At 57.4% G+C, this 23,267-nt stretch carries 14 protein-coding genes and 3 pseudogenes; 8 read left to right on the top strand and 9 right to left on the bottom strand.

The genetic code is table 11. The features are described from left to right. Window position 1: 1 nt before the first annotated feature. The 4 genes from B0G81_RS40020 to B0G81_RS40005 are packed head-to-tail and all read right to left on the bottom strand — an operon-like array spanning window position 2 to window position 4,135. Window positions 2-1,156, bottom strand: coding sequence for a glycosyltransferase family 4 protein (locus tag B0G81_RS40020; protein WP_134143747.1), 1,155 nt, complete (start codon window positions 1,154-1,156; stop codon window positions 2-4). Continuing rightward, window positions 1,153-1,989, bottom strand: coding sequence for a glycosyltransferase (locus B0G81_RS40015; RefSeq protein WP_134143746.1), 837 nt, complete (start codon window positions 1,987-1,989; stop codon window positions 1,153-1,155). Before B0G81_RS40015 ends, B0G81_RS40020 begins: the two co-directional genes overlap by 4 nt. After that, window positions 1,976-2,743 (bottom strand): acyltransferase, encoded by a 768-nt coding sequence (locus B0G81_RS45090; RefSeq protein ID WP_134143745.1) that lies wholly within the window; start codon window positions 2,741-2,743, stop codon window positions 1,976-1,978. Before B0G81_RS45090 ends, B0G81_RS40015 begins: the two co-directional genes overlap by 14 nt. A 21-nt stretch (window positions 2,744-2,764) precedes the next feature. Continuing rightward, the gene (locus tag B0G81_RS40005; RefSeq protein ID WP_134143744.1) at window positions 2,765-4,135 is read right to left on the bottom strand and encodes a UDP-glucose/GDP-mannose dehydrogenase family protein; all 1,371 of its coding nucleotides are present in this window, start codon (window positions 4,133-4,135) and stop codon (window positions 2,765-2,767) included. 298 nt (window positions 4,136-4,433) lie between these two features. Here B0G81_RS40005 and B0G81_RS40000 point away from each other — a divergent pair. Further along, window positions 4,434-5,128 (top strand): annotated as a pseudogene (locus B0G81_RS40000) (IS6 family transposase). A 505-nt stretch (window positions 5,129-5,633) separates the two neighbouring features. Here B0G81_RS40000 and B0G81_RS39995 read toward each other — a convergent pair. Together B0G81_RS39995 and B0G81_RS39990 are read right to left on the bottom strand one after the other, a co-directional pair. Beyond that, a pseudogene (locus tag B0G81_RS39995) lies at window positions 5,634-6,321 on the bottom strand (transposase). A 122-nt stretch (window positions 6,322-6,443) separates the two neighbouring features. Then, window positions 6,444-6,568: pseudogene (locus tag B0G81_RS39990) on the bottom strand (IS3 family transposase); the annotation flags it as partial. A 1,468-nt stretch (window positions 6,569-8,036) separates the two neighbouring features. Between B0G81_RS39990 and B0G81_RS39980 the strand changes: the two are divergent. Together B0G81_RS39980 and B0G81_RS39975 are read left to right on the top strand one after the other, a co-directional pair. Continuing rightward, window positions 8,037-8,387 (top strand): hypothetical protein, encoded by a 351-nt coding sequence (locus B0G81_RS39980; protein WP_134143742.1) that lies wholly within the window; start codon window positions 8,037-8,039, stop codon window positions 8,385-8,387. Between the two features lie 126 nt (window positions 8,388-8,513). Continuing rightward, on the top strand, window positions 8,514-9,080 hold the full coding sequence (locus B0G81_RS39975) for a phosphatase PAP2 family protein (RefSeq protein ID WP_134143741.1): 567 nt from the start codon (window positions 8,514-8,516) through the stop codon (window positions 9,078-9,080). Window positions 9,081-9,636: 556 nt separating this feature from the next. Here the strand turns inward: B0G81_RS39975 and B0G81_RS45500 are convergent. Further along, the gene (locus B0G81_RS45500; RefSeq protein ID WP_279590546.1) at window positions 9,637-9,759 is read right to left on the bottom strand and encodes a hypothetical protein; all 123 of its coding nucleotides are present in this window, start codon (window positions 9,757-9,759) and stop codon (window positions 9,637-9,639) included. 440 nt (window positions 9,760-10,199) lie between these two features. Between B0G81_RS45500 and B0G81_RS39970 the strand changes: the two genes are divergently transcribed. The 3 genes from B0G81_RS39970 to B0G81_RS39960 all read left to right on the top strand — a co-directional run bounded on the left by B0G81_RS39970 (window position 10,200) and on the right by B0G81_RS39960 (window position 15,593). After that, window positions 10,200-11,195, top strand: a complete 996-nt coding sequence (locus tag B0G81_RS39970) for a helix-turn-helix domain-containing protein (RefSeq protein ID WP_134143740.1) — start codon at window positions 10,200-10,202, stop codon at window positions 11,193-11,195. A gap of 1,275 nt (window positions 11,196-12,470) precedes the next feature. Then, entirely contained in the window at window positions 12,471-14,723 is a 2,253-nt protein-coding gene (locus B0G81_RS39965) for a YjbH domain-containing protein (protein ID WP_134143739.1), read from the top strand. Window positions 14,724-14,861: 138 nt separating this feature from the next. After that, window positions 14,862-15,593: a carboxypeptidase regulatory-like domain-containing protein gene (locus tag B0G81_RS39960; protein ID WP_134143738.1), complete on the top strand. Its 732-nt coding sequence runs from the start codon at window positions 14,862-14,864 to the stop codon at window positions 15,591-15,593. A gap of 837 nt (window positions 15,594-16,430) precedes the next feature. On the opposite strand, the gene B0G81_RS39955 is transcribed toward B0G81_RS39960, so the two are convergent. Continuing rightward, window positions 16,431-17,036 carry a hypothetical protein gene (locus B0G81_RS39955; RefSeq protein ID WP_243856861.1) on the bottom strand — a complete coding sequence of 202 codons (606 nt, stop codon included), beginning with the start codon at window positions 17,034-17,036 and terminating at the stop codon, window positions 16,431-16,433. 93 nt (window positions 17,037-17,129) lie between these two features. On the opposite strand from B0G81_RS39955, the gene B0G81_RS39950 reads away from it, so the two are divergent. Both B0G81_RS39950 and B0G81_RS39945 read left to right on the top strand, forming a co-directional pair. Beyond that, on the top strand, window positions 17,130-17,477 hold the full coding sequence (locus tag B0G81_RS39950; protein WP_134143737.1) for a winged helix-turn-helix domain-containing protein: 348 nt from the start codon (window positions 17,130-17,132) through the stop codon (window positions 17,475-17,477). 1,226 nt (window positions 17,478-18,703) lie between these two features. Further along, complete coding sequence (locus B0G81_RS39945; protein ID WP_134143736.1) at window positions 18,704-19,744, top strand: helix-turn-helix domain-containing protein; 1,041 nt, start codon at window positions 18,704-18,706, stop codon at window positions 19,742-19,744. Window positions 19,745-19,916: 172 nt separating this feature from the next. On the opposite strand, the gene B0G81_RS39940 is transcribed toward B0G81_RS39945, so the two are convergent. Further along, window positions 19,917-22,211: a TonB-dependent receptor gene (locus B0G81_RS39940; protein WP_134143735.1), complete on the bottom strand. Its 2,295-nt coding sequence runs from the start codon at window positions 22,209-22,211 to the stop codon at window positions 19,917-19,919. Window positions 22,212-23,267: the final 1,056 nt, after the last annotated feature.

Below are 23,267 nucleotides of genomic sequence, written 5' to 3'. Positions count from 1 at the left end.
ATTAGCGTGTTTCACGCTGTAAGGCAGAAACCTCATGCGCCCGCCTAGAATCGTCGAGCAACGGTTGTACGGTGTCGGCAACCGAGCGCATATAGGTTTTGACCGTGAAGGCGCTCAGGTACTTCTCGCGCGCGGCATTCGCCATGTCGGCATACGCGTCATGCGTCATCGCCAACGCTCTCGACACCACCCTCAAAAAATCCCGCATATCCCCCGGCGCGAACAGAAACCCGTTGACGCCATCGGTCACGATCTCCTGCAAACCACCCGTGGCCGCGGCAATGACCGGCCGCCCGTACGCAAAGCTCTCGATCGCCACGCGCCCAAAGGGTTCGGGCTGAACCGACGGCACCACCAGGAAGTCGGCCCACGCGAAATGCGCGCCCGGATCGCTCGTGAAACCTTCGATCTCAACAGATTGCGTGCACGTTTTTGCGGTCTCGCGAAGCGAGACGAGCAATCCCTCATAGCCCGGAAAGACATCGCCGACAATCCGCACGTGCACGGGCAATGCGCGCCCGAGCATGGACAGCGCATCAAGCACGAACTGTTGTCCCTTCCACGGATTGATGCGGCCGATGATTGCGAGCCGCTTTGTGCGGTTCTGTGGAGCGTCAGCAACAGCGATGGGACCGGCGACGTCGACCCCGTTGTGGATCACATCGCCCGGCAGCGCGAATGCCGCAGCCGTCGCATGCGAGTTATAGATCAGGCCTGCGCGCGAGAACCTCAGCAAGGCCCTGAAAACGCGGCAAGCAAGCGAGGACGGGATCTCCCGCACGTGCACATAGGCCCCCGCACGCTGTCCGCGCAAAGCCGCGATGGCAGCCACGCACACGACGGTGTTCACGTAGCAAATCTGATACGAAGGGAACATGCTCCGATATCCCAACCAGGCTTCGATCATGCGTCTGCATGTTTGCCACGGCCGCGCCTTCAATTCCTTCTTGCGCAATACGCCATTGGAGTTGTAGATAATTCGGCTCGCATATCCGACGACGTGATCGACGATGGGGCCAGCCTCGGGTAACACCACATCGATTACAGCGTCAGGATGCCGCTCGCGCAACGCGCACAAGGCAGACACGAAGCTGCGGTCGGATCCGTACAGCTCGGAGCCCTGATGGATCATCACGATAGCTAGCGATGTACTCACCGAAAAACCTCCGCGATCACGTCAAAGAAATTTCCCGGCGCACGCGGACCCACTGATATGCGCAAAGCCTTCCACATCACATAGCATCGGATCGCCAGCATCTCGAACGGATTGCGATCGAATACGCGTAGCCACGACTGCCATAGCCATATCTGTCGCTGCAGTGCCGCAAGCGGATCGGTCGTGCTGCGCAGCGCCGAATCGTGGCCAAGCACCGCTTCATGCAAGTAAGCTCTCGCACCGTGCTTGGCCAGATCGCGGCAGAAACGTGTGTCGACGCCGTAAAGGCGCAGCCGTTCGTCGAACGGATGCGGCGCGAGTCGCGTAAGGAAGGCGCGACTGATGCATAGCCCACTCATCATCGCGGTGAAGTCTGTTGGCAACATGGCGTTCGTCGTGACGCTACACAGCGCCTCGCCCTTGATCCACCGCAACCGACCCGGGCTGATCAAATGCCCGTCGTGCCGAATCACTGGCACAAAGACGTCGGCTTCGATTTCGACTTTTTCGAGACAGTCGGCGAGTTTTTCCAAGAACGCTGCATCGACGCTCGAGTCCTGGTCGAAAATAACCACATGCGGGCGTCTCGACTCGCGTACCAGCATGTTGTACACCTTCGATAACGGCTCGTTCTCCGGCGACGCGAAATACCGCCAACGGAACGGAAGAAAGTGCGCATTCGGCGGCACAGGTACAGCCCGCGCGTTGTCCCATATGTGGACCTCTACATCGATGCCGAGCGAGGCGAAATCAATCTGGCTCAATGTGATGAGCGTTTCGGCCGCTTCAGGATCGCGCTGGTACAGCACGACAAAAATATCAAGCGCCAGCATCGTCGCCTCCGCGCCTCGTGCCCACAACACGCCCCGGAACGCCCGCGACGATAGAATAAGGCGGCACGTCGCGCGTGACAACCGACCCGGCCGCAATCACACTGCCCTTGCCGATCGTTACCCCGCCGAGCACGGTGACGCGCGCGCCTAGCCAGCAGTTTTCTTCAATGTCGATCGGCATGCGCGTCGTCCCCTGCTCGCGAATCGGCCGCGACAGGTCCGCGAAATTGTGATTTTCCGGATGCGCACTGAAGTATTGGCCAATGATCGTGTTTCTGCCGATTGACACACCACCCGAGCCCCCCACACTCGAGTACTCGCCGATGCCGCAACCATCGCCGATATAAATGTAGCTGCCGGGCCGCGCGAGATCCGTGCCGACGATGAGCCGCGAATAGGCGCCGATCGTGACGCGCCCACCGACACGTAAGCCGCCCGCACCCAACCCGCTGAGAATCGTACCGTCGCCGATGGTGGCAAAGCGCCCGATCTCGATTCGCTTTGCAAACCGGACGCGGACGTAGCGTCCGACAAAGCATATGCCCGCACGCTTGCAGCGCAGCGAAAGCACCGAGCCTCGCAGCGCATTCCAGCTCTGTTCCGCAAGATAGAGCATCAGATCAATGCCGCCCACTTCACTGGCGATTTGCTTTCCGGGCCGAACATATACCAAAGCTCGATTGACAATCATTTTTAGCATCGCATCGCCACCCAAGTTGCATGTGCCGGGTACATGGTGCAGGCAGGTGCGCATTCCGCGTCCCCCTGCTCGCGCTCAGGCGGCGGCGCGAGCCGCGTCGCGGCCGATCGTGTAATAGATCCAGCCGGTTTCTTTCATCACATGCGGGTCGTACAGGTTACGTCCGTCGAAAATCAACGTGTCGTTGAGCGCGACCTTCATCTGCTCGAAATTGGGGCTGCGGAATTCCTTCCACTCCGTAAGTACCACAAGGGCATCCGCGCCGATGAGCGCCGCGTCGCGGTCGTGCGAAAACTCGATCCGCGCGAAACTGTCGGCATCGAGGTCCGCGCTAAGGCAGTGCCGGGCCTCCTCGATTGCGACGGGATCGTAGACGTTCAACGTGGCGCCATTGCGCAGCAGATCGGCGATCAGACGGCGGCTAGTTGCTTCGCGCATGTCGTCGGTGTTCGGCTTGAACGAGAGTCCCCATAAGGCGAAGCGCTTGCCCATCAGCGCACCGCCGAAGTGTCGCCGGATCTTATTGAAAAGCACGGTCTTTTGGCGTTCATTGACGAATTCGGCGGAGGCGAGAATGTTCAACTCCATGTCGTATTCCCCGGCAGTTCGCATCAGCGCCTGCACGTCCTTTGGAAAACATGACCCGCCGTATCCGCAGCCCGCGTATAGGAAGCTATAGCCGATGCGCGGATCGGATCCGATACCGCGACGCACGCTCTCGATGTCGGCACCGACGCAGTCCGCGAGGTTGGCCATCTCGTTCATGAACGAGATACGCGTTGCCAGCATGGCGTTTGCTGCATACTTGGTGAACTCGGCCGAACGCACGTCCATGAACAGTGTGCGCTGGTGGTTGCGGTTGAACGGCGCGTAGAGCTGCTCAAGTAGGCTTCGGGCACGCAAGCCGGATACGTCGTCGTCGCAGCCGATCACGATTCGATCGGGTCGCATGAAGTCGTCGATGGCGGCACCTTCCTTGAGAAACTCGGGATTCGACACAACCGCGAACGGTACATCGGCATTGCGCAAGACGAGTTCTTCTGCAATCGCGTCGCGAACTTTATCAGCCGTGCCTACAGGGACCGTCGATTTGTCGACGATCACTTTAAACGCATTCATGTACCTGCCGATACTCCGCGCTGCAGCGATCACATATTGCAGATCGGCAGAACCGTCTTCGCCGGACGGCGTGCCAACCGCAATAAACTGGATGTCGCCGTGCGCAGCCGCCTGAGCGGGGTCGGTCGAAAACGCGAGCCGCCCCGCTTCACGATTGCGGTCGATCACGTCGGCCAAGCTGGGCTCGTAGATCGGCACCTTGCCGTTGTTGAGCATCGTGATTTTCGCTTCGTCGACGTCGAGGCACAGAACATCATTGCCCAGTTCTGCCAGACACGCGCCCGTGACGAGGCCAACGTATCCGGTTCCGATAATGGTGACTTTCATCGATTCGGGTATCAGGAAGTGAGGATAGGCGGCGTGGCGATGACAGGTACCCCTGCACGCGCCGCGATGAGTAATATCGAACGGCGCCTATTCTTCACGAAATTTCCCGTGATGAGATGAATGTGGCGGATTGCGCCAACATAATTTCCGTATATCCCAAAGTCGCGTGACCGGAGCCTAACGTCCTCACGTCGCGCAACCGATGCAGCGCCCATAACTCATGCTCAATGCCTTACGCACGACGTTGCCCTCACAAGGGCTTTGTCAAATTGATGAGCGTGCCGGGTAAAATGGCGGGATGAAGAAGAGCAAATCACCTTACTACGGTTTCCGTTTCCCGGCATTGGTCATCAGCTGCGCAGTACGGTGGTACCATCGCTTCAACCTGAGCCTGCGTGACATCGAGGAACTACTACTCGAGCGCGGCGTGAGTGTCACGTACGAATCGGTGCGCAGTTTGCGCGTTGCGCGAAGGCCGTGCGTGGCAAGGCGGGTTCGACCTGGCACCCCGATGAAGTGTTCGTGAAGCTGCGCGGCGAGCCGTACGTGCTTTGGCGCGCGGTGGACGAACACGGCACCGAACTGGACTTGCTGTTGCAACAGCGGCGCGACAAGGCTGCGGCCAAACGCTTCTTCTGGAAGGTATCGCGCTCACACCCGGTGCCCCGAAAGATCGTCACCGATCAACTGCTTAACTATCCGGCGGCAAAGGCGGAGGTGCCCGAACTGGCTGGCGTGAAACATTTTTTCGTGAAAGCGTCGGCCCGGTTCAATACCCGCGCAGAAAACAGCCACCAGCTCACGCGCCGGCGCGAGCGCCAGATGCAACGATTTCGCGATCCCCGGCGTACGCAGACATTTCTCTCCCGCTTCGATCCGATCCGGCAGCACTTTGCCTTGCCCCGGCACCAGATGAAGGCTGCCCGCCATCGCGCAGAACTTCAGGCACGCCTGCTTGCCTGGCAGTGCTGGGCCGGCGTGAGCAGCGCCTGAATTATCCAATAAGGATACCTTATCTTTCCCAGATGGCGCACGCCATCTTCGGCCAACTTGACACCCATTAGCCGGCCGGAGTCAAGGTACAAAATCTCCCCGCCCTGGCGATTGCCATATCGATATGCGTTTCATCGAGATGGCAATCGCCAGGAAGCTTGCGGGATTTCTCCTGTCCGCATGATCTATGTCGCATCCGGTTTTCTCAGTTCTGGTTGCGAAACGGATCGCACCAGACACCCATCTGGATCAAGCATACCGTGAGGTGAGTCACGTGGGCCCTGGCGGCCATGGCCGCCCCAAAGAAACGTTGGTGCCGGACGAAGTCCGAAGGGTCGGGCAAAGCCGTGGCTGTTGCGTGTGCAATGCCAGTCAAACGTGGCTCCTCGCCCGGGGCGACCCGATCGCTGCAGACAGTCGGTGCGGTGAAGCAAAGGAAAGACCCAGTCAAAGCCATGGCTGTGCACCAGTCAAGTTACCGGGTTCGTTCCCCCTGCATCACCCGCTAGCCAAAGCAGCGAACTGTCTCAAATGTTTTGCGCCCCCGAAGCATGTGGTAGCAGGCGCGAGCCAGCTTGTGCGCCAGTGCCTTGATCGCAACGATGCCGTTGCGCATGCACTTCTTGCGTTCGTAAAAGCGCCGGGCCTGCGGACAGGTCCGGATCGCAAAGTTGGCCGCTTCGACAAACGCCCATGCGAGGTAGCGGTTCCCATTCTTCGTGTTACCTTCGCCTTTCTTCCTGTGATTGCTTTCGCGCCTGCTGTCCACACAGCGACAGTAGGAACTGAAGTGCCCAACGGTGGCAAAGCGAGAGATAGTGCCGGTTTCGAGCATGATAGTGGTCGCCAGCACCGGACCAATACCGGGCACCGTGTTCAGCAGCGCGTATTCGGGATTCAGCTTGACCTGCTGCAGGAGCTCCATCGGTGAAATCACCGCAGTATTTCAGCCCCTCGTACTGCCTGATCGCTGCCGGGTTGGCCAGATGGACATAATACCCATCAGCAAGCAGTGCATCGACCAACCAGTGTCAGTTGTACGTGGCTTCGATGACCACGCCTTCAAGTTCTTCGCGATGCGGCGCCAATGCGGCGCGGATCTGCAACGCGTCGTTGGGCAGCCGCCGTTGATAGATAACGCGGTCCACCGCATCGCTGACCACGACCACACTGTTGTTCGAGCGCAGGTCGATTCCGCTAAATTTTTTTTCATGCCAACCTCCTGTGCGTCACGTCGGTGTCGCAGCCCTGACTCTACGCCAGCCGTCCTACGCGAACGGCGCGAGACCGGCTATATGATTATCAAAGCCCTCGTACAGCAGATCTTGGGGGCGACGGATTCGATCGCTACCCACTGTGAGGGATACTCGCCCCGATGCTCTTGCACCATGCGCGTAGCACGTTGCGGACTTCAGCAGAAAACTTGTTCAACTTGTTCATAGCTCCATTCTCTCAAGAGTTGGAACCTCTACCAAATCCGGGGCGGGTCATCCTGCCCGGACGACACCTTTTCATGTCACGTTCAGCCAACGTTTTGACTCAATCCGCCACGCATGTCCGCTGTCTACTTCGACCGATTAAACTCCGTTTCGGTCTTTCGAGGGGACTCCTCTCTGAGGCAACCCCGCCCCTCGATTTCGCCTGCCGCCCCCTCGGACGGCAGGCATTTTTTCTTGAGCCGCCAGATTCGATTCGCTGCCATATGGTCCACGATGTATAAGCTAACATTGCGTACGCGTGCATCAAAAATCTCCACTCGCGCTTCCGATATAGGAGTCGCGCGCACCAGAAGGTCGACATGGAAATTTATTTATTAGTGGCAGCGGTCAAATCTGTGAACAACCCCGCCGTACCTATCGGCTTTCGCGCTGACGTGTGAAGTTCGGCACGCAGATCGATATCGCTGCCCACTACGGTCGTTGCCGCCTGACTACGCCCAGAAGAGACCTATCATTTTCCCCGAGTTTCGTCCTGTCGCGACCGTAGCTGCGCGAGAGTACTCAGTAGAATGACTTTTCATACAAGCGAATGAGACACTTATGGACGAGAATGTGACGTATGTGTACGAGTACACTGGTGGCTTTGGTACATACCGTACCACCGGATTGCGGATGATACATCTGCTCCCCCTGGTCGGAGACAACGTTATCATGGCGGTCGACGAACCGGGGTTCGATGGCGTCCTAAAGGTGAAGTCACGGCTCTTTGAGTACGACAAGACGGGGTCATTGACTATTATTTTCAGTCTGTCCCATACGATCGCTTAAGATTGGAAAATATTCCGTCACTTGGACAATCAAAAAAAGGAGACCCATCGAGATGGAGGTCGCGCACGTTCGAAGCAAGGGGTGGCCGAGTGCCCTTAGGTCTTCGTGGTCGTTTCCGTCTGTCTATCAAGGTCGTGCCGTGCCCGCACTTCCCCCGATGAAAGTGGCGGGCAAAGCCACTAAATTGACCGAATTCGGCAATGGAGCGGCCCGCCGGGGGGCTGATCGCCGCGCAAGGCGTCAATATGAAAGTATCGGGGTGAAGGAAGGTCCGTCGGGAACGGGGAAGACGTCGAACACTCCCGACTCAAGCGCTTCGATCGAGATTTCCAACGCGACCCGAAGAGTCTTCGTAATGCAGACTGCCGGATGGAACGCAACCAGTCGACGGTTTGCGCGTGGTCACAAAAACGCAAATGCAGCGCCGCTGAGTCGCGCTCGACGGAATACGCCAACATTTTGACGGAGGCAATCAGATTGGAGGCCAGATGTTCTGCCTTGGGATCTTCGATCTCGCGTGGTGTTGACTCGATGTGCGACCGAATGTGCGACAGGAACGATCACTCTTTTGCGCTTCCGTCAGGCAACGGCTCGCCCACTACACATTGCGTGTCGAAATCCGTCTGCGAAGCCGATGCCCGATGACTCAGCCACTTGATTTTGGCCTACTTGGATTCGCGGAACTGTTGACCTATCTCGTCGTGCCACAATTGCAACGGCATCACGCCACCGGTAGATGGCTCAGGGTTGAACACCTGCTCGAAGCTGCGCGTTGCTGGACGCGATCCAACAGCGGCGACATTATCTGGCCGCAGCTGACGTTCACGAGGGGCGCGCAGCAACTGGCGGAACATGTCGCACGGATTTTGGAAATGACATTTGATGCGAAGACCGTAGCAAGCATGTTTGTCGACGGTGTGCATCTCAACTTCCGGTCTCCAGCCGTAACCGAGATTTATCTCATCTGCGCGGCCCAGCTTCAGACCCACTAGTTGCCCACGCCGGACAATCCTACCGCGTTGCTATTCGACAACTTTAGTGCCTGACTAGGGCGCCTATCCCGAATATAACAGGCACTTCCTAACCAATCATCTCGCATCCACCGGTATTTGAGCACAATGTGGAATTCACTCAGCAACTTTGGCGACGCCGCAGTAACTCTCCCGCTGGCAATGGGCTGCGCAATATGGATTGCCGTGTCTGATCGGCGGATGGCTGCCTACTGGCTGACTTCTCTGGCAGTGGGCATGGCGATCGTCGGAGCAACAAAGATCCTCTACGCCGGATGCGGCATAGAAATCAGTGAAATCGGTTTTCGCGTGGTCAGCGGACACACGATGCTCTCGTCGGCCGTGTGGACGACTTGCATCGCGTTGTTTCTGCGCCGTGCGGGGCGTTCGTCCATCGGCGTAACCCTAGGCCTCGCAGGGGGTGCCATCATAGGCGCAGCTCGCGTGTTCGAGGAAGCCCACACGGTGTCAGAGGTCATCGCAGGTTGGGCTATTGGCTCGGCTGTCGCTTTGTTCTTCGTACGTTCGCTGGCCAACTCGCATGTTCAACTACGAGGAACTATTGTCGCAGCCGTGTCACTTCTGCTGGTATCGGGGATAGCTTATGGACATAACGCGCCTTTCCAGTCCCTGATCGACCAGTACTCACCTGCCGTCTGCAGACGCTTCCAGTAAGTCATCCTCGTAGCACGTTTCATTGTGCACGGGGGCTACCGCCGTTTCTACTGCACAAGAAAAAACCGGCCCAAGGCCGTTTAATCGGGCAGCGAAGAGCGTAGAAAACCCGCCCGAATCGGCGGTCTTTGTTATGCGCTCGACAGACCAGAAGTCAAATTCTTTCTGATCGCCAGATCGCTCATTGAACTTCATTTCTTGCTATTCGCTCATAGCCGATGATTGGGTCATCTCAGGAACGCGGCCGATACGGATTCTCAGCGACAGTACCGAATTCCGCCCGAAACTAACGCAGCACGTTGTTCTGTGGCGGTCTTTTAATCTTGCTTATCTGCATTAGCTCGAGGAGTTTCCCATTGCTCTTCGCGAGCGGAAACGAGATATTCTTCAAGCTGGGTCACCTGAATTCCCACGGGCAACCACGGTCGAACTTGGGCAGCTCTTACAGTTTTTGGCACAAGTCGCACAACTGCGACCGGAGCCTCTTATGGTACCCCTCCAGCCTCTCGCTGAACACCCAGTTTGAATGCGAGCGCAATCTATCGAATTTTCCGACTTACACAAGAACCGAGCCGGATAACGACGGATCTTCGGCCATATTCCGCTCGCGCGCACCGACGATGGAATCCGCGGTTTCGCAGGCGCTGTCATCAATTGTCTGAATGTCTTGTTTCTGCATGATCGCGCTAACAGCGAACGGCCAGCGTATCTAGGTCTAAGGTCAGCCACCCTCCACGTGAAACGATCAAGCCTCCGTTCCACCTCTCGTAAAAAGGCGGAAAGCGCTAGCGGCAAAGTACCGGCATCAACGTTCCGATGACTTTCTTTATATCATTCAACATATAAGCTAATTCAAAAGAGGCCCTATACACTCCGTCTCATTTGCCAAAAATTATGCCCCGCTAATATTCTGTATCTTTCCGCACCATACCGCGACTTACCCGACATGAATACGCACCATGTTCATGCGCCTCCTGCTCGCTCAGTTTCTTAAAATTCCAATGCTTAGCTCGATCACCATGTAATAATGACGTCAGAATCATTTGTGTAACATGTGTTATCAAAATAAAGAAAGTTTCGAGAGAAAGGCCTTTGCAGGTCAAACATTCCGAGGGAAAAATGGAATCAGTGCATACTCTGCCCCGCTGCTCGCGGCAAAGTACGGTGATGACGCAGGTAAACGACATCACTAGCGTCGACATAGCGTTGTTCAATGGTTTTGCTCTGCCAAAGGTTGCAGCGATTATCGAGATCTTCCAGAAGGCAAACGCACTCGTTGCAGCGCAGCGATCGGCCCGCACACGCTACGACGTTTCATTGCTGTCGGCGTCAGGTGGTCGCATTGCGAGTTCGTCGTCGGTGTTCGTCTGGACAGATAGCGTTGACTCGCACCGCGGCACAAATGGCACGCATCTGCTCTTCATTGCGGGCGGTGCGGGCGTGCAGTTCGCGTGCCGCGACGAACGCCTTGGCAACTGGTTGCGCCGGAGGCACCCGTTCAGCGAGATCGTTCATCCGATCGCGGAGGGACGGCTGCTTCTGGAGGTGGCCGGACTTCCCAGCCGGTATTGCCCTCTTCTGTATGGCGGCACCGAAGCGCACGGTCTTTATCAGACAAGCCAGCTGAGTGAAGCGCCGGCCGCCGTGGCGACAGCACTACGTGTCGTTGAAGAGGACTTAGGACCAGAACTGGCGCGGCTGGTTGCCGAATCCGTCGCGCCGGGGCACAGGACTTCCTTTAACTCGTCAATCGCCCGCAACGCGAAGTCGCAAGTCAGTGAAAAAATCATGGCCTCCGCGCGCTGGCTGGAGGCTAATGTTGAACGCCCCATCTCTATTGACGACGCAGCTCAGGTCGCAGTAATGAGCGAACGCAACTTCCTGCGGCGCTTCAAGAGCGAGATCGGTACGACGCCTTCCGACTATCTGCTTCGGGCACGTTTGAACTTGAGTTGCCGGATGCTGCTCGAATCGCGTTTGCCTGTCGACAAGATAGCCCGGCGCTGCGGTATCGGCAGCGGCGCCCAATTGGCCAAGCTGTTCAGAAAGTATCTGGCGACGACACCGAGCGACTACCGGATGCGCAAAACGACCCCTCAGGGTGGTTCGTCCTGAGTGTCTGCGGTGCGCTCAACTTGAATTCGACATGAAGGCGCATTGTGCAAAATTTTCGGTTTAGTCTCGAACGGTGCACTCACAATTGCGCATCACGGTGCTCACTGCTGCTGGGTTCGAGAGGCGCACGTCACGCACGGTTCAGGATGTTACACCTCTAAAGTCGGCGTGTTCGCTTTGGCCAGAACAAGTAGTTCTGCCGTCCTCTCGCATCAGGCGCCAGCTTGACCTTTGCATTTACCCGTCATCCAAACGATGATCAGGTTGACTCGCGAAGCGCGGCCCAGTCATCCTCGGAATAAAGCCCCCTCGGCCGGTGAGTGGGCACGTTCTTTCCTCGGCCATCTGATCCTCCCCGGGGACGAAGCACCTTGTCGCTGCAACGTTGAACCGTTTGGCAATGCATTAGCCGAGAGGGTATCGGGCGTCTCTTGTCGCTGCAGAGTGTCTGATAGTGTCGCCGGCGGCGGTCACCGGCCACGCCGCAGAAAGGTCGTATCCTCACCTGACGATGGCGCAGGATGGCTTAGTAGAACGCGCACTAGAACCATGAACGAGCTACCAATTGGCACTACACCGATTGTCAGCACGGACGATTCGCGGACGTGTCGCTCTCGTATATGGCTGCATTCGCCAACATTGGGTCTCATTCCGACACGCGGTGTCGGAAATTCAAATTGTTCTATAGGATCGACCCCGGTGGCTAGATCTCTTCAGTGAGGGCACAGACATTTCAACGTTAGAGATCTGAGGGGAGCCATAGATCAGGAGGCGGAGACGAGTGGTGGGCGACTGTTGAGATTTTTGCTACAGAAAAGCGCCAGGTTGCGCTCGTGCATTTGACAAGTCCGCAGCGTCGAGGCGGCCTACAAATCGATTGGCTGCTCGCACGTGCCGAGCAGGTCAGTTGCAAATTCACAAGAAGCGACGTGTCGATCGACTCTGCGTTGCCGGGGCTCGCGCTCGTTAGATACGCTTGACGCTCACGACGACGTTCTACTTTTTCAGCAGGGTCGACCCGACACCGTTTATGCGGATGCCGTTGGTACTTCGCGCGGGCACCGAAAGTTTTGCGCGGTCCGACATTGGTCTGTTTGCAGTGTGACAGGCATGCGTGGCCATGTTGCGCACCTTCGTGCCTACTGACGAAATTCTCTCAGTCGCCGAAAGAAGTTAATCGCGTGGAAAACGCAATGGGTGGATCGGTTCTGTCACGTGATCCCAGCTTTGTTGCTACGTCCGTCAATGGCTTCAACATAAAAGGGACTCTGCAGATTGCGCATATATCGACCTCAATTCGCGCCGCAAGCGCTGGCGCTCGGCGCTGTACTGGCATTTTCTGCGTCGGCGCACGCTGTCGACCCGGCCCTGAACTCCCTCGGCCAGGCGGGCGGTCTGGTGATTCCCTATGCGTTGCCGTTGCCGGAGGGCGTCGGCGAGGGGCAGTACAACAACTACATCGACCCCCGCTACGGTACGCAAGCGACAGGCTCTCAGATCTACTGGGGTGCCGTCGGGCTCTTGCCGTTCGTTGAGGTGGCCGGCGGTTTGGCGAACTATCCCGGGGATGTGCCGACGCGATACGCCGGAGAGGAACATTTTGTTCTTCGTCATTTGATGGCCGATGTCAAATTGGCAGTCCCGCAGTTTTTCAAATATCAGCCGGCCATCGCGTTCGGCATGACCGACATCGGTGGTCAAACACATTTTTTTCGGTCGAAGTACGGCGCGGTATCACAGCCCATTGGGCCGCTCAACCTGACAATCGGCTATGGACAAGGCGATCGGCTTGATGGCCTATTCGGAGGTGCCCAGTTGTCGCTCTGGCAGACGGGACTATCGCTGCTGGCTGAACATGACTCGAAGACGCCCTACATAGGCGTACGTTATCAGTCGCCCCGCATCACCTGGCTAGCCGATGCCAACGTAATCGCTACGATAATGCGTGCGGTGAGGTCAACAGACGGCGTATCGCCGCGGACATCGATCTCGGTGGGCATCCAGATCCCGTTCGGCGAGCGGTTCAATTCACGGCGCTGCACAGACGGTCTGTGCGATGGCACCAACGCTCAGATGCAGCAGGGACCAACCGATGCGGACGCAAGCGAAGCTATCGTGCCGCGTAGCATGCAGCCGCTTCTCGAGCCGCGAGCTGTGGAGCAGCCGGATCGCGTTGCCGGAGAGGCGGTTCCATTTGTGCCGCCGCTGCGATCCTATGCGTCGGTCGTCGTAGCCAATACAACCTCTGCGGTGTCTACTGAGCACGCGCCGGCCCTTTCCGAGTCGCTGGACACGTCCGCGCTCGATTCGATTGCCACGGAATTGTTTGCCGCAGGTCTCGAACGCGTGCGCGTGGGAATCAGCGGCCGGGATCTCATCGTGGAATACGAGAACCACCGGTACAACCAGAACGAGGCTGACGCGCTTGGCATCGTGCTAGGAGTGGCGAGTATCAATGCACCGCGTGGCATCGAGCGAATACGCGCAGTAGTCAAGAAGGCCAACGAACCGCTCGCGGACATCGCCGTCGATCGTAAAGCCTATGCACAGTTCCTCGCCGGCGGGGCACCTTCCGCGGCAAGTGCATCGATGACGATGCGAACGCGGCCGACCTATGACCCGGACTCGATTGCATGGCATGGCGATGATCGGCGTCATGGACTCACGCGCATTCAGATCTCGCCCGTGACGAGTTATCTGTATGGCACCGAGTACGGAAACTTCGATATTTCTTTCGGGGCGAATATTCAAGGATTCGTTCCGCTGTGGCGTGGCGCTGAACTGTACGCAAGCTACATCGCCCCGCTGTACAACACGGCGAATATGGACAATCACCGGGTGTTCAGCCAATACCGCCTGCGCGGCGGCCTGACCACTGCAGCGTTGGCTCAAAGTTTCTGGGTCATGCCGGGAGTCCTGAATGTGGCCGCCGTAGGTAAGTTCAATTACCACTACATTGGCATGGAGAACGAAACAACTGCGTTCGTCCCTGGCCGGCCGGATGTCGTACGAGTACGTCTCGCATATCTGCATCAGGAGCCCGGTGAAAATACGCTGTCGCATCAGGAAAACGCAATGATCACCTACCGATGGGTTCAACCTTCGTGGAATCTATGGGTTGAAGCTGGGGTGGCGCGCTATGTGGGGGGTGACAAGGGTCCCCTTATCACGCTGACTCGCTGGTTCGACGATGTGTCTGTGAGTGTTCATGGCGAACACAGCGGCCGGGGAAGCTTCATGGGTGCAAGCATCAGCTTCCCTCTCACGCCGCGTCAAGGTATGAAACCGGGTATTACTCAAGTAGACGGGACCCAGGCGTTTGCGCTGGATTTCCGTACACGCGTTGGATCGACCAACTACCTGTCGCCCGGTGTAGCAGAGAACCTCAACTTCCCGTATAGCACCGGCCAGTATCTGCTGAACCAGGGACGTTTTAGCGCGGCATATTTTTCGACGCAGATGTATCGCATGCGTGACGCGTATATCCGCTATGCGCGACCGGACAATGGGCCGCCGAAGCTGGATTGACATGGCAAGCCAACCGGTTCCTCGACAGCTACAAAAATGGCGTTGTGGCTTGACCGTGAAAGCAGTTAGCAAGAGGTAGCGACAGTGCAGGCCTATCCGCCTGCGAAATTATGAGTGACTTTCTCTCGGAGAAGTACCATGAAACTAGTTGATACCCGCGCGTGGCGGGCGCTGCAGTATGGATCGATTGTGCTCGCGAGCAGCACGCTCGTCGCATGCGGAGGAGGTGGCGATTCGCCACGTTCGACTATCAAAGGAACGGTAGCAGTCGGCGCTCCGGTGGCCAACGGGGCCATCCAGATGAGCTGCAAGAATGGCTCCAGCAACGCGACTTCAGATTCGAACGGAGCATATTCGAGTACGTTTCACTTCGACGGCCCGTGCCTGCTTACGGTCACAAGTGGTTCAATCGTCCTCAATTCATTTGCCGCCGGTGCGGGGACATACAACATTACGTCGCTTACCCAGCTACTCTTGAGCTATCTGGCTGGACAGCTCGGCACGACGCTCAACGGTCTGATTGCCGGCATCACGACCAATTCGACCTACCAGAGCGCGCTGACGAATAGCACGGTGATAGCAAATGCAGAAAACGCGGTGGCGCGACTGATCAAGAGCATGTATGGCGTAACGTTATCAACAAATTCGTTCTTGACTGTATCGTTCACCCCGGGCCAACCAGGGGCAGACGCGGATCTCGACGCCCTGCTGACCGCCGGTGCAATTACGAGTAACGGCCAACCCACCGCAGCGCTTGCCAGCGCGGCGCTTGCTGCGGGCGCTGCGGCACCCATTTCAGGCACCGGTGGCTCATCTGCCCCGACCGGTGGAACAGGCGGAACGGGTGGAACCGGTGGAACCGGGACGTAGAAAAGATGGTGCGCGATGAGGCTTGCAAGCTCGTTCCCACTCGGGAGTAAATCGAACGGGGCCGCGGGCTACGCTCGATTTTGACGAGCGTAGCCCGCACAGTACGCTGCGAAATGTTGACCGGCTGTTTAGTGGCGACGCCCTTCAATCGCGAGCTCATCATCCTGCTCGTGCGTCGATAAGCGCCCGCAACTGACGCCGTCGCGCACGAGTTGCCTGACGTCAGTTCCGGCGCTGGGCAATCGGACATACGTTTCGACGAAAACACTTTGCCTTTGTCCGTCAAGCTTAAGCAACGATTCAGGTTCGGGCGCGCATTCGTGGTTGTATCCTGCCATGATGCGAGCCCTGTGTGGACAGCTCGCTACAACCGATATCTGGCGGAGCATTGCAGTTCAGCTTGTCGACCCGCGCCAGGACTGCCGATCATCCCGGACGAATAGATTCGATGGCAGCAACTTATCGGCCCTTGCCATAACAGACCGTCAATCAGGCTGACATGCAGACGTCACTATTTGCGTCACAGCCCTTCAAGGCAGATTTGCAATCGTCTGTTCAATTTGTTATGATTTCTATAGTGACTTGCCCGGCAAAACCGTCGCAAATAGTAAGGGGCCGGTTCCAACGGGTCGTACCGGCAGGAGGCATCGACGGGCTACCCCATCGCCGATAACCGACACGCGCGGCGCGTACGTGATGATAAAGACGCAGGCTAAAAAATACTGTAAATGCACAACCCGCAAACGAATGGGAAAGCCAGGCGATTCGTGGCTACAACCCGACCCGTCAAGAGTGGTAACGGACAGCTTTGGTTCTGCATGCCCTTGCGCGAATCGGTCAGATCTGTTTGCGCCGCTCGCTCGGGGGCACCTCGTCTCCGTGGTCGGCTATCGAGTCGGCTTGTCGTGTCGTTGGAAATACCGCTAGCATGCCTTTCATCGTGTAGAGCATGATTAGCGCGCCCGCGAAATCGCCTACGAACATGGCAAAAAGACGTTCGGCAATGTTCTCGGTGTCGCCTTGCAGAGCAAACCAGATGTGATGCAGAAGCGGATTCACTACTGAATATGCGAAGGCAAGAACAAGAAGCCGCTTGGGCGTGAGATTCGTTAGCGACGCACGTAGTTTGTAGCGCTCCAGCGCAAGCCGGTAGACCGCATACGGCGCCACCGTCGCAATGATCCCTCCCGCAAATGAGCGAACGGGGTCTTGCGGAAAGAAGTAAAAGAAGTCAACCAGCCAGCTCGCGATGAGCAGGCCGATTGCGCCGTCGCCGCCTAACAGCAATGTGCTCAGAAGCCGGACGCCAGATGGCAAGTAAATCCAGTTCACACCTCGCACGAACTCAGTGTGCGTGAAGATTTCCTGATTGATCCATAGCGTCAGCATGAAGACGACCGCAGTGCCGACCACCGACCAGAAATGCAAACGTAAGCTAGACATCGAGGTAGAATAGAGATCGCCCGGATCGACTGAGCAGCATCATAGCCCATCCACCGGTCAGCGTGCGACCGACCCTGTATTTGAGCGTAATCCATGACGCGCCCTGCCGACCTCTACCTCCGGTTTCTGCAACTTGCCGAAGCGCTTCGCGGCCTGCCTTCGCTGCCCGTGCTCGACCCGCTGGAAGAGCGGATTCTGGAATTCGTTGCCCGCGCTGCCCAAACCAAGGACCGGCTATCCGTCAGGGACCTGATGGGGGTGAGCGAACTCGGCTCGCCGGCCACTTTGCATGCCCGTATTACATCCATGCGCGACAAGGGCTGGATCATGCTGTCTGACACCGAGGACGCACGGCGCAAACAGATCGAACTTACGCAAGCCGCTCTGCGCCATTTCGACAAGCTGTCGGAGTGTCTCGTGAAGGCCGCAAAGAGCGCTTAGCGTCCTGTCTCCTCTAGAAGTCCTCGCTAAATTGCTCACGGGAAAGCCCCTGATACCACGCCAAGTCTAACTACGGACGCTCGTTGGTGCAGACAGCTATCAAAAAATATCGCGCAGGCCCGTTGCGAAACCCGTCTGATTGCTCCGACCCAGTAATTCAATTGCCGGCGCCGCCCGCCTTGTTGAATCGATGGTGCCGTATGCTTCCGTCGGTTGCAATAGTGAATACTCCGCACGCACCGCCATCGTATAGACGCTACTCACGGCAGGGGTGCAGCCCGTAGTCGTTCCATTACGCATGCATCCAATAACTCGACTATTGCCGTAACAAAAACCCACCCGCAAGCACGCATATCTTGCAAGCTCACAGCTATATCGTTATACTTTCTATAACACTAACCTGAGAGAGCTTGCACAGATGGAAAGCACTGCGCCGACCGACATATTTGTCGCGGCACCGCGTATTGGCAGTCGGGTCGCTGGTCGGTGGCTAGCGTCTTATCCAACCTTTCAAGACTCCTTGCGGCGCAGCGAAACATCGTTCGGAAAACTTCCGCGACACGCAAGAATGGCAGCACTCAAACGCACTACGGGAGACGCAGTGCGGGACCCGACTGCTGCGACAGTGCTCGATGACATTGGTGCGTCGTATGTGGAATTGTCCACATGCCTCGTAGAAGATGCCGTTGAGTGCTATCTCGCAACCCAGACAAACAGTGCAAACTCGCATACCGTCCGGAATAACGAATTGCTTGATGACGTCGTCGAACAGATTGCAGGCATAAGCCAGCCCCACGTTGCGAGGCCGCCGTGCTTACTTCGACCGGGGCAGGGTATTTTCCTTGACGGCTGGATGCGATTTTTCTCGTATCGCGCTCGAGGCGACAGAACTATTCCCCTGCTTGCTATTGACTGGAAAAGTTTCCAGGAACGTCTCTGTTCCATTCCTTCATGAAGCGTAGTTGCATAAATTCAAACGCCGTTTGCAACGGCGGCACACTTAAAAGTCGGAACGTCGCCTGTTAATCCTGCCAACTACGCCTACAGCCGAACGATTACTCATAGATCGCTAGCAACGTCCATCGAGCTCGAAATCGCCCTTCCAGGGGTTAGCGTATTCGACCGCGTGATAGTGACGTCACCGTCATTTGCGTAGCGCATATCCATAACAAAACGATAGAGCCTCGAAACAGGCTTTGCGGACCAAAACATTCTGGGGAAGATAAATGGAGCTGGCACGCACACTGCCGCGATACTCGCGGCAAACTACCGCGCCGAGGCAAGTAAGAGCGATGACTCGCGTCGACATCGCGCTGTTCAATGGATTTGCACTGCCAGAGGTCGCAGCAGTAATCGAGATCTTCCAGAAGGCAAACTCGCTTGTTGCCGCACAGCGGCCGGGTCGGGCGCGCTACGACGTCTCGCTGCTTTCGGCCGCGGGTGGGCGCATCGCCAGTTCATCATCAGTATTTGTCTGGACCGACGATGTCCAGTCGCACCGCGGTACGAACGACACGCACCTGTTGTTCATTGCGGGCGGGGCTGAAGTACAGCAGGCATCACGCGACGAACGCCTAAGCAACTGGCTACGTCGCAGGCATCCATTCAGCGAGATCGTGCTTCCCATTGCGGAAGGCCGGCTGATTCTGGAGGCGGCCGGCCTTCCCAGCCGCTACTGTCAGATACAGTACGGCGGTCACGAGCCATGCAGCCCGCATCCGGCGCAGTCGTTGACAGAAGCGCCGGGCGCCGTATCAACGGCGCTGCGCATCGTGGAAGAGAATCTCGGGTCCGATCTGGCGCGGGAGGTTGCGGCGTCGATCGTGCCCCAGCATCACTCGCCGTTCACTTCGCCTAGCACGCCCAGCGTGGCAACACAGATCAGTGAGAAGATCATGGCATCTGCACGCTGGCTGGAGGCGAACGTCGATCTTCCCGTTTCAATTGATGATGCGGCGCAGGTCGCGGCGATGAGCGAGCGCAACTTCCTGCGCCGCTTCAAGAGTGAAATCGGCATGACACCCTCCGACTATCTCCTTCGAGCGCGTCTGAATATGAGCTGCCGGATGCTCCTCGACTCGAGTCTGCCGATCGATAAGATCGCGCGACGCTGCGGTATCAGCGGCGGCGGCCGGCTGGCCAAACTGTTCAGGAAGTATCTGGCGACAACACCCACCGACTATCGGAATTTGCAGGCACGCGCCTACGGGCCGCCTGTCCCAGCACGCACGACTCGGTCCATCCCATCGGCGGATAACCGCACATGACACTGTCGCCTCAAGTGTTCGCGACGCGTTGCCAGAAAGGATAGGCATTTTGATTCAGGATCAGCAAACTGACACGGCGTCTTTGTAGCTTCACCTATTCAATGTGACAAAACCACGTTTGCAATAAATCGAATACCGTAGGAGCTTGACAGCAGTCGTCGGCAATGTCCGCTCACCAATAGTAGGTCACCTTCACACCGAAGGTTCGCGGCGCAGCAAACGCATATCGATAGGAGTCGTCGAATGAGTATTCTTCAGCCGCCATATACGTAAGTGTGTTTGTGACATTGCGCACGTAGGCAAGCACTTCGAAGTCCCCGCCATTCGGGATATAGGTCGCCGAAAGGTCTGCGGTCAATTGGGGTTTCTCGTAGTCGTCGCCGTAGTTGAATACCGTGAAATGCTGGCTGCTCTGAAATTTTGCATCCACCCGTCCGATCAGGCGGCCGGACGGCACTGGCCAAGCGTGCTCGATACCGAGACCGACTGACCATGTTGGACTTTGCGGTGGTGCATTGCCAGCGAGCTGCACATTCTGCCCTCCATCACCTTCCACAAGAAAATCCGTGAAGCGCGCGTGCAGCCAGGCCACGGAAAGATTGATCTTGCCGATCGGCTCAATCAACGCCAGCACGTCGGTATCCGCGCCATAAATTTGCGTGCGTCCGGCATTGACGATCTTCGTGCCGACTCGCCCGTTCGCAAACGGCACCAACTGCGAGATCTGTTGGCCGGTGTAGTCGTAATCGAACGCGCTGGCATTGATTTGCAGCCGCCCGCTGAGCCAGCGCGTCTTTGCGCCCAGCTCAACGCCCTTGACCGTTTCGGGTGCGTACGGTCCCGCCGATGAAAACCCGCCCGCCTTGTAGCCGGTGTCGAATCGCATATAGGTCATCACCACAGCACTCGGCGACCATTGTGCCGCAAGATGCACCGTCGGCTTCGACCACGAACCGGAGTTGTCCTGCGGCACATGGGTGTAGGTCAGCGGCTGCGCGCTTGAATCCGAGAAAAAGTACTCGCCAACGCGACTCTTTTCGTCCCGGGTCATTCGAAGGCCGGCCGTCAGCTTGACCTTATCCGTGAGCTCAAACGATGTCTGTCCGAACGCGGCTGTTGACGCTGTATGCAGGTCGTAGGCGAATGCAAGTGTTGGCAGATACATGCCGCCCGCGAATGGTGCCACGTTCGCGCTGTAGAGGGACGACGACTCCTCGAAGTACGACGCGCCTGCCTGCCACGACCAGCGCGTGTCGCCGCGGGATGCCACCCGCAATTCGTGATTCTGCGTTTTCGGATATTCGTTCTGCTGATAAGACACCGGTGTACCAGGGCTCGCGCTGCTATCACCATCGTGGTGGTACGCCAGGCTGTCGTACCCTCCTGTGTAACTTAGCTCAACTGCGGGAAGGTCGTAGGTGAAGCTCCACCGTGCGAGCGTGTCCGAGATATTTAACGACTGCGGCGTAGCGTATGTGAACGTGCGCGGATCATCAGGAAACTGTGGTTTCTCGTGCGACACGCTCCCATCGGCGTTATAGACGTACGGGATGTCGAGCGACACCGGACCCACGCCCCTCATCGTGGTCTGCTGCACGGTGAACAGCACGTGGAAATCCCGGGACGGTTCCACGGCAACGGAGATGCGGCCAGAACGCGTGTTTTCGTCGTCGCCATCGGACTGCGGCGCGTTGTTCAGATACCCGTCGTGTCGACGCGAAACCGCTGCGATTCGAAACTGCACGGCATCGTTCACAGGAACATTCAACATTGCCGCGAGATTGCGGGCGTTGTAATTGCCGAGGTCAACCGACGCGCTACCTTCCGCGTCCTTCGCAGGCTTAGCCGTGACGATGTTAATCAGCCCGCCGTTGGCGTTGCGCCCATAAAGCGTGTTCTGCGGTCCGCGCAACACCTCGATGCCTTCGAGGTCGTAGAGTGTTCCGCTTAGCGCGTACGGACGGTTGACTGAACTGCCGTCGGTCACTACCACCACCGCGGGATCGCCGACCTCGGTCACGTCGCGGCTCGAAATGCCACGGATCGTGATGACCGGCACCACCGTCTGCACCTGTGCGAAGTTCACGTCCGGCGCAATTGTACTCAGGGATTTGAGGTCGCTCACACCGAGACCCTCGAGCCTGACTCCGCCATATACGCTCATGGCCACCGGCGTCTTCTGCTCCAATTCAGGCTTCTTTTCTGCCGTCACGACGAGCGGCGGAAGTTGGTCCATGGCTAGCTCATTCTGGTGGTCAACGTAGGCCTCGGGGGGCGGTGGAGCGGTGGCGGCCTCTGCTCCCGACGCCCATGACTGCCCGCCCAGGCAACAGGCGATGACACTTGTCATACCGTAAAGCAGGCGCGGTAAGCGGCGATGCTCACTCGTTGGATGAACCAGTGGTGGTCGCAGATTTTCTGAAGATATGAATACTTTCGCCACGGGACCACATACAAACTTCATCATTCACAGTCATTGGAGGCAATGCGGGCACATTCGGCACGCGACAAAGGGGAGGTGCTCAGGGTGATAGAAGGATCAATACGGTGTTCGCCCAGTAACGATAAAGATCTCCGTGACCTGCCCGTCTGGGCCGCGGATTGTCTCACGGGATTGCCATTCGATGCAGGGACGCCGACAGGTTTAACAAGCGCGACATTAGGGCTGCAGGCGCCAGCTCCGGGCGACACCGCGCGAAAAGCACACTGAGAATGCGGCAAAGCTTATCCGAATATGAGTTGACCGGCGTGCGCATCTATTGATTAATCTATATTAATCAACAGAATAGGACTTCGCGTCACTCGTCGGATAGCGGACCACGCGCACACATGTACGAACGCAGAGAATCACTTTGCGGCCGGGGCGGCGGCATGCAAACAGCTTGTCTAACTGCTTCCACGCGCATTAACGGCCTCAAGTCGTTCAGACCTATACTCGGCCGATTCGACATCGCTAATTGCACAGAATCGCCAGGACGACCATGCCTTCATGTCCTGCTCAGTCGACATTTTGACCACGTGCGCGCCGCTTGCGTCGGTCGCATATTCCAATCGCATAGGCTCGCCTTTGGTCTTTCGGGGAGCTCTTCTTTGAGGCAATCCCCGCCCCCACTTGACGCCGGGCATATCCGCTGACGGCAGGTTCTTCTGGGAACGTACCGATTTGTGTCCCGGCGGAGGGTCTATTGCGCAGAGGTTGGCGTTGCGGATGATAGCAATCGACATCATTTTGAACTCTCGAAGTTAAATTCCGCTCTCCTCGGCAGATCCCCAGATCCCGCTTGCGCAATACTGCCAAACATATAGACCGATGCGCCGTTCTTTCGGTTAATTCGGACCAGTGCGTACAACTTGGCCAACGCTACGTGCGCTTGAAACATTCGCGCCTGCACCTTTATGCACAGGCCCTCCCATTCCCGCAAACCCTCACCTTTCCTGTGGTCAGGATAATCCCGATTACAAGGCCGCCGAGTCCGCACGCGCACGCCAGAACGAGACATTCTGTTACCGATGCGGCGTACCG

The organism is Paraburkholderia sp. BL6665CI2N2 (assembly GCF_004366535.1).
GTDB lineage: Bacteria > Pseudomonadota > Gammaproteobacteria > Burkholderiales > Burkholderiaceae > Paraburkholderia.
The sequence above is the reverse complement of the archived record's forward strand: the minus strand, read 5'-3'. Positions and strand labels throughout refer to the sequence as shown.

Bases quoted from the DNA above. Each gene is read 5' to 3' on its own strand.
- B0G81_RS40015 (WP_134143746.1), bottom strand. From the start codon at position 1,989: ATGCTGGCGCTTGATATTTTTGTCGTGCTGTACCAGCGCGATCCTGAA.
- B0G81_RS45090 (WP_134143745.1), bottom strand. From the start codon at position 2,743: ATGCGCACCTGCCTGCACCATGTACCCGGCACATGCAACTTGGGTGGC.
- B0G81_RS40005 (WP_134143744.1), bottom strand. From the start codon at position 4,135: ATGAAAGTCACCATTATCGGAACCGGATACGTTGGCCTCGTCACGGGC.
- B0G81_RS39980 (WP_134143742.1), top strand. From the start codon at position 8,037: ATGACTCAGCCACTTGATTTTGGCCTACTTGGATTCGCGGAACTGTTG.
- B0G81_RS39975 (WP_134143741.1), top strand. From the start codon at position 8,514: ATGTGGAATTCACTCAGCAACTTTGGCGACGCCGCAGTAACTCTCCCG.
- B0G81_RS45500 (WP_279590546.1), bottom strand. From the start codon at position 9,759: ATGCAGAAACAAGACATTCAGACAATTGATGACAGCGCCTGCGAAACC.
- B0G81_RS39970 (WP_134143740.1), top strand. From the start codon at position 10,200: ATGGAATCAGTGCATACTCTGCCCCGCTGCTCGCGGCAAAGTACGGTG.
- B0G81_RS39960 (WP_134143738.1), top strand. From the start codon at position 14,862: ATGAAACTAGTTGATACCCGCGCGTGGCGGGCGCTGCAGTATGGATCG.
- B0G81_RS39955 (WP_243856861.1), bottom strand. From the start codon at position 17,036: ATGTCTAGCTTACGTTTGCATTTCTGGTCGGTGGTCGGCACTGCGGTC.
- B0G81_RS39950 (WP_134143737.1), top strand. From the start codon at position 17,130: ATGACGCGCCCTGCCGACCTCTACCTCCGGTTTCTGCAACTTGCCGAA.
- B0G81_RS39945 (WP_134143736.1), top strand. From the start codon at position 18,704: ATGGAGCTGGCACGCACACTGCCGCGATACTCGCGGCAAACTACCGCG.
- B0G81_RS39940 (WP_134143735.1), bottom strand. From the start codon at position 22,211: ATGATGAAGTTTGTATGTGGTCCCGTGGCGAAAGTATTCATATCTTCA.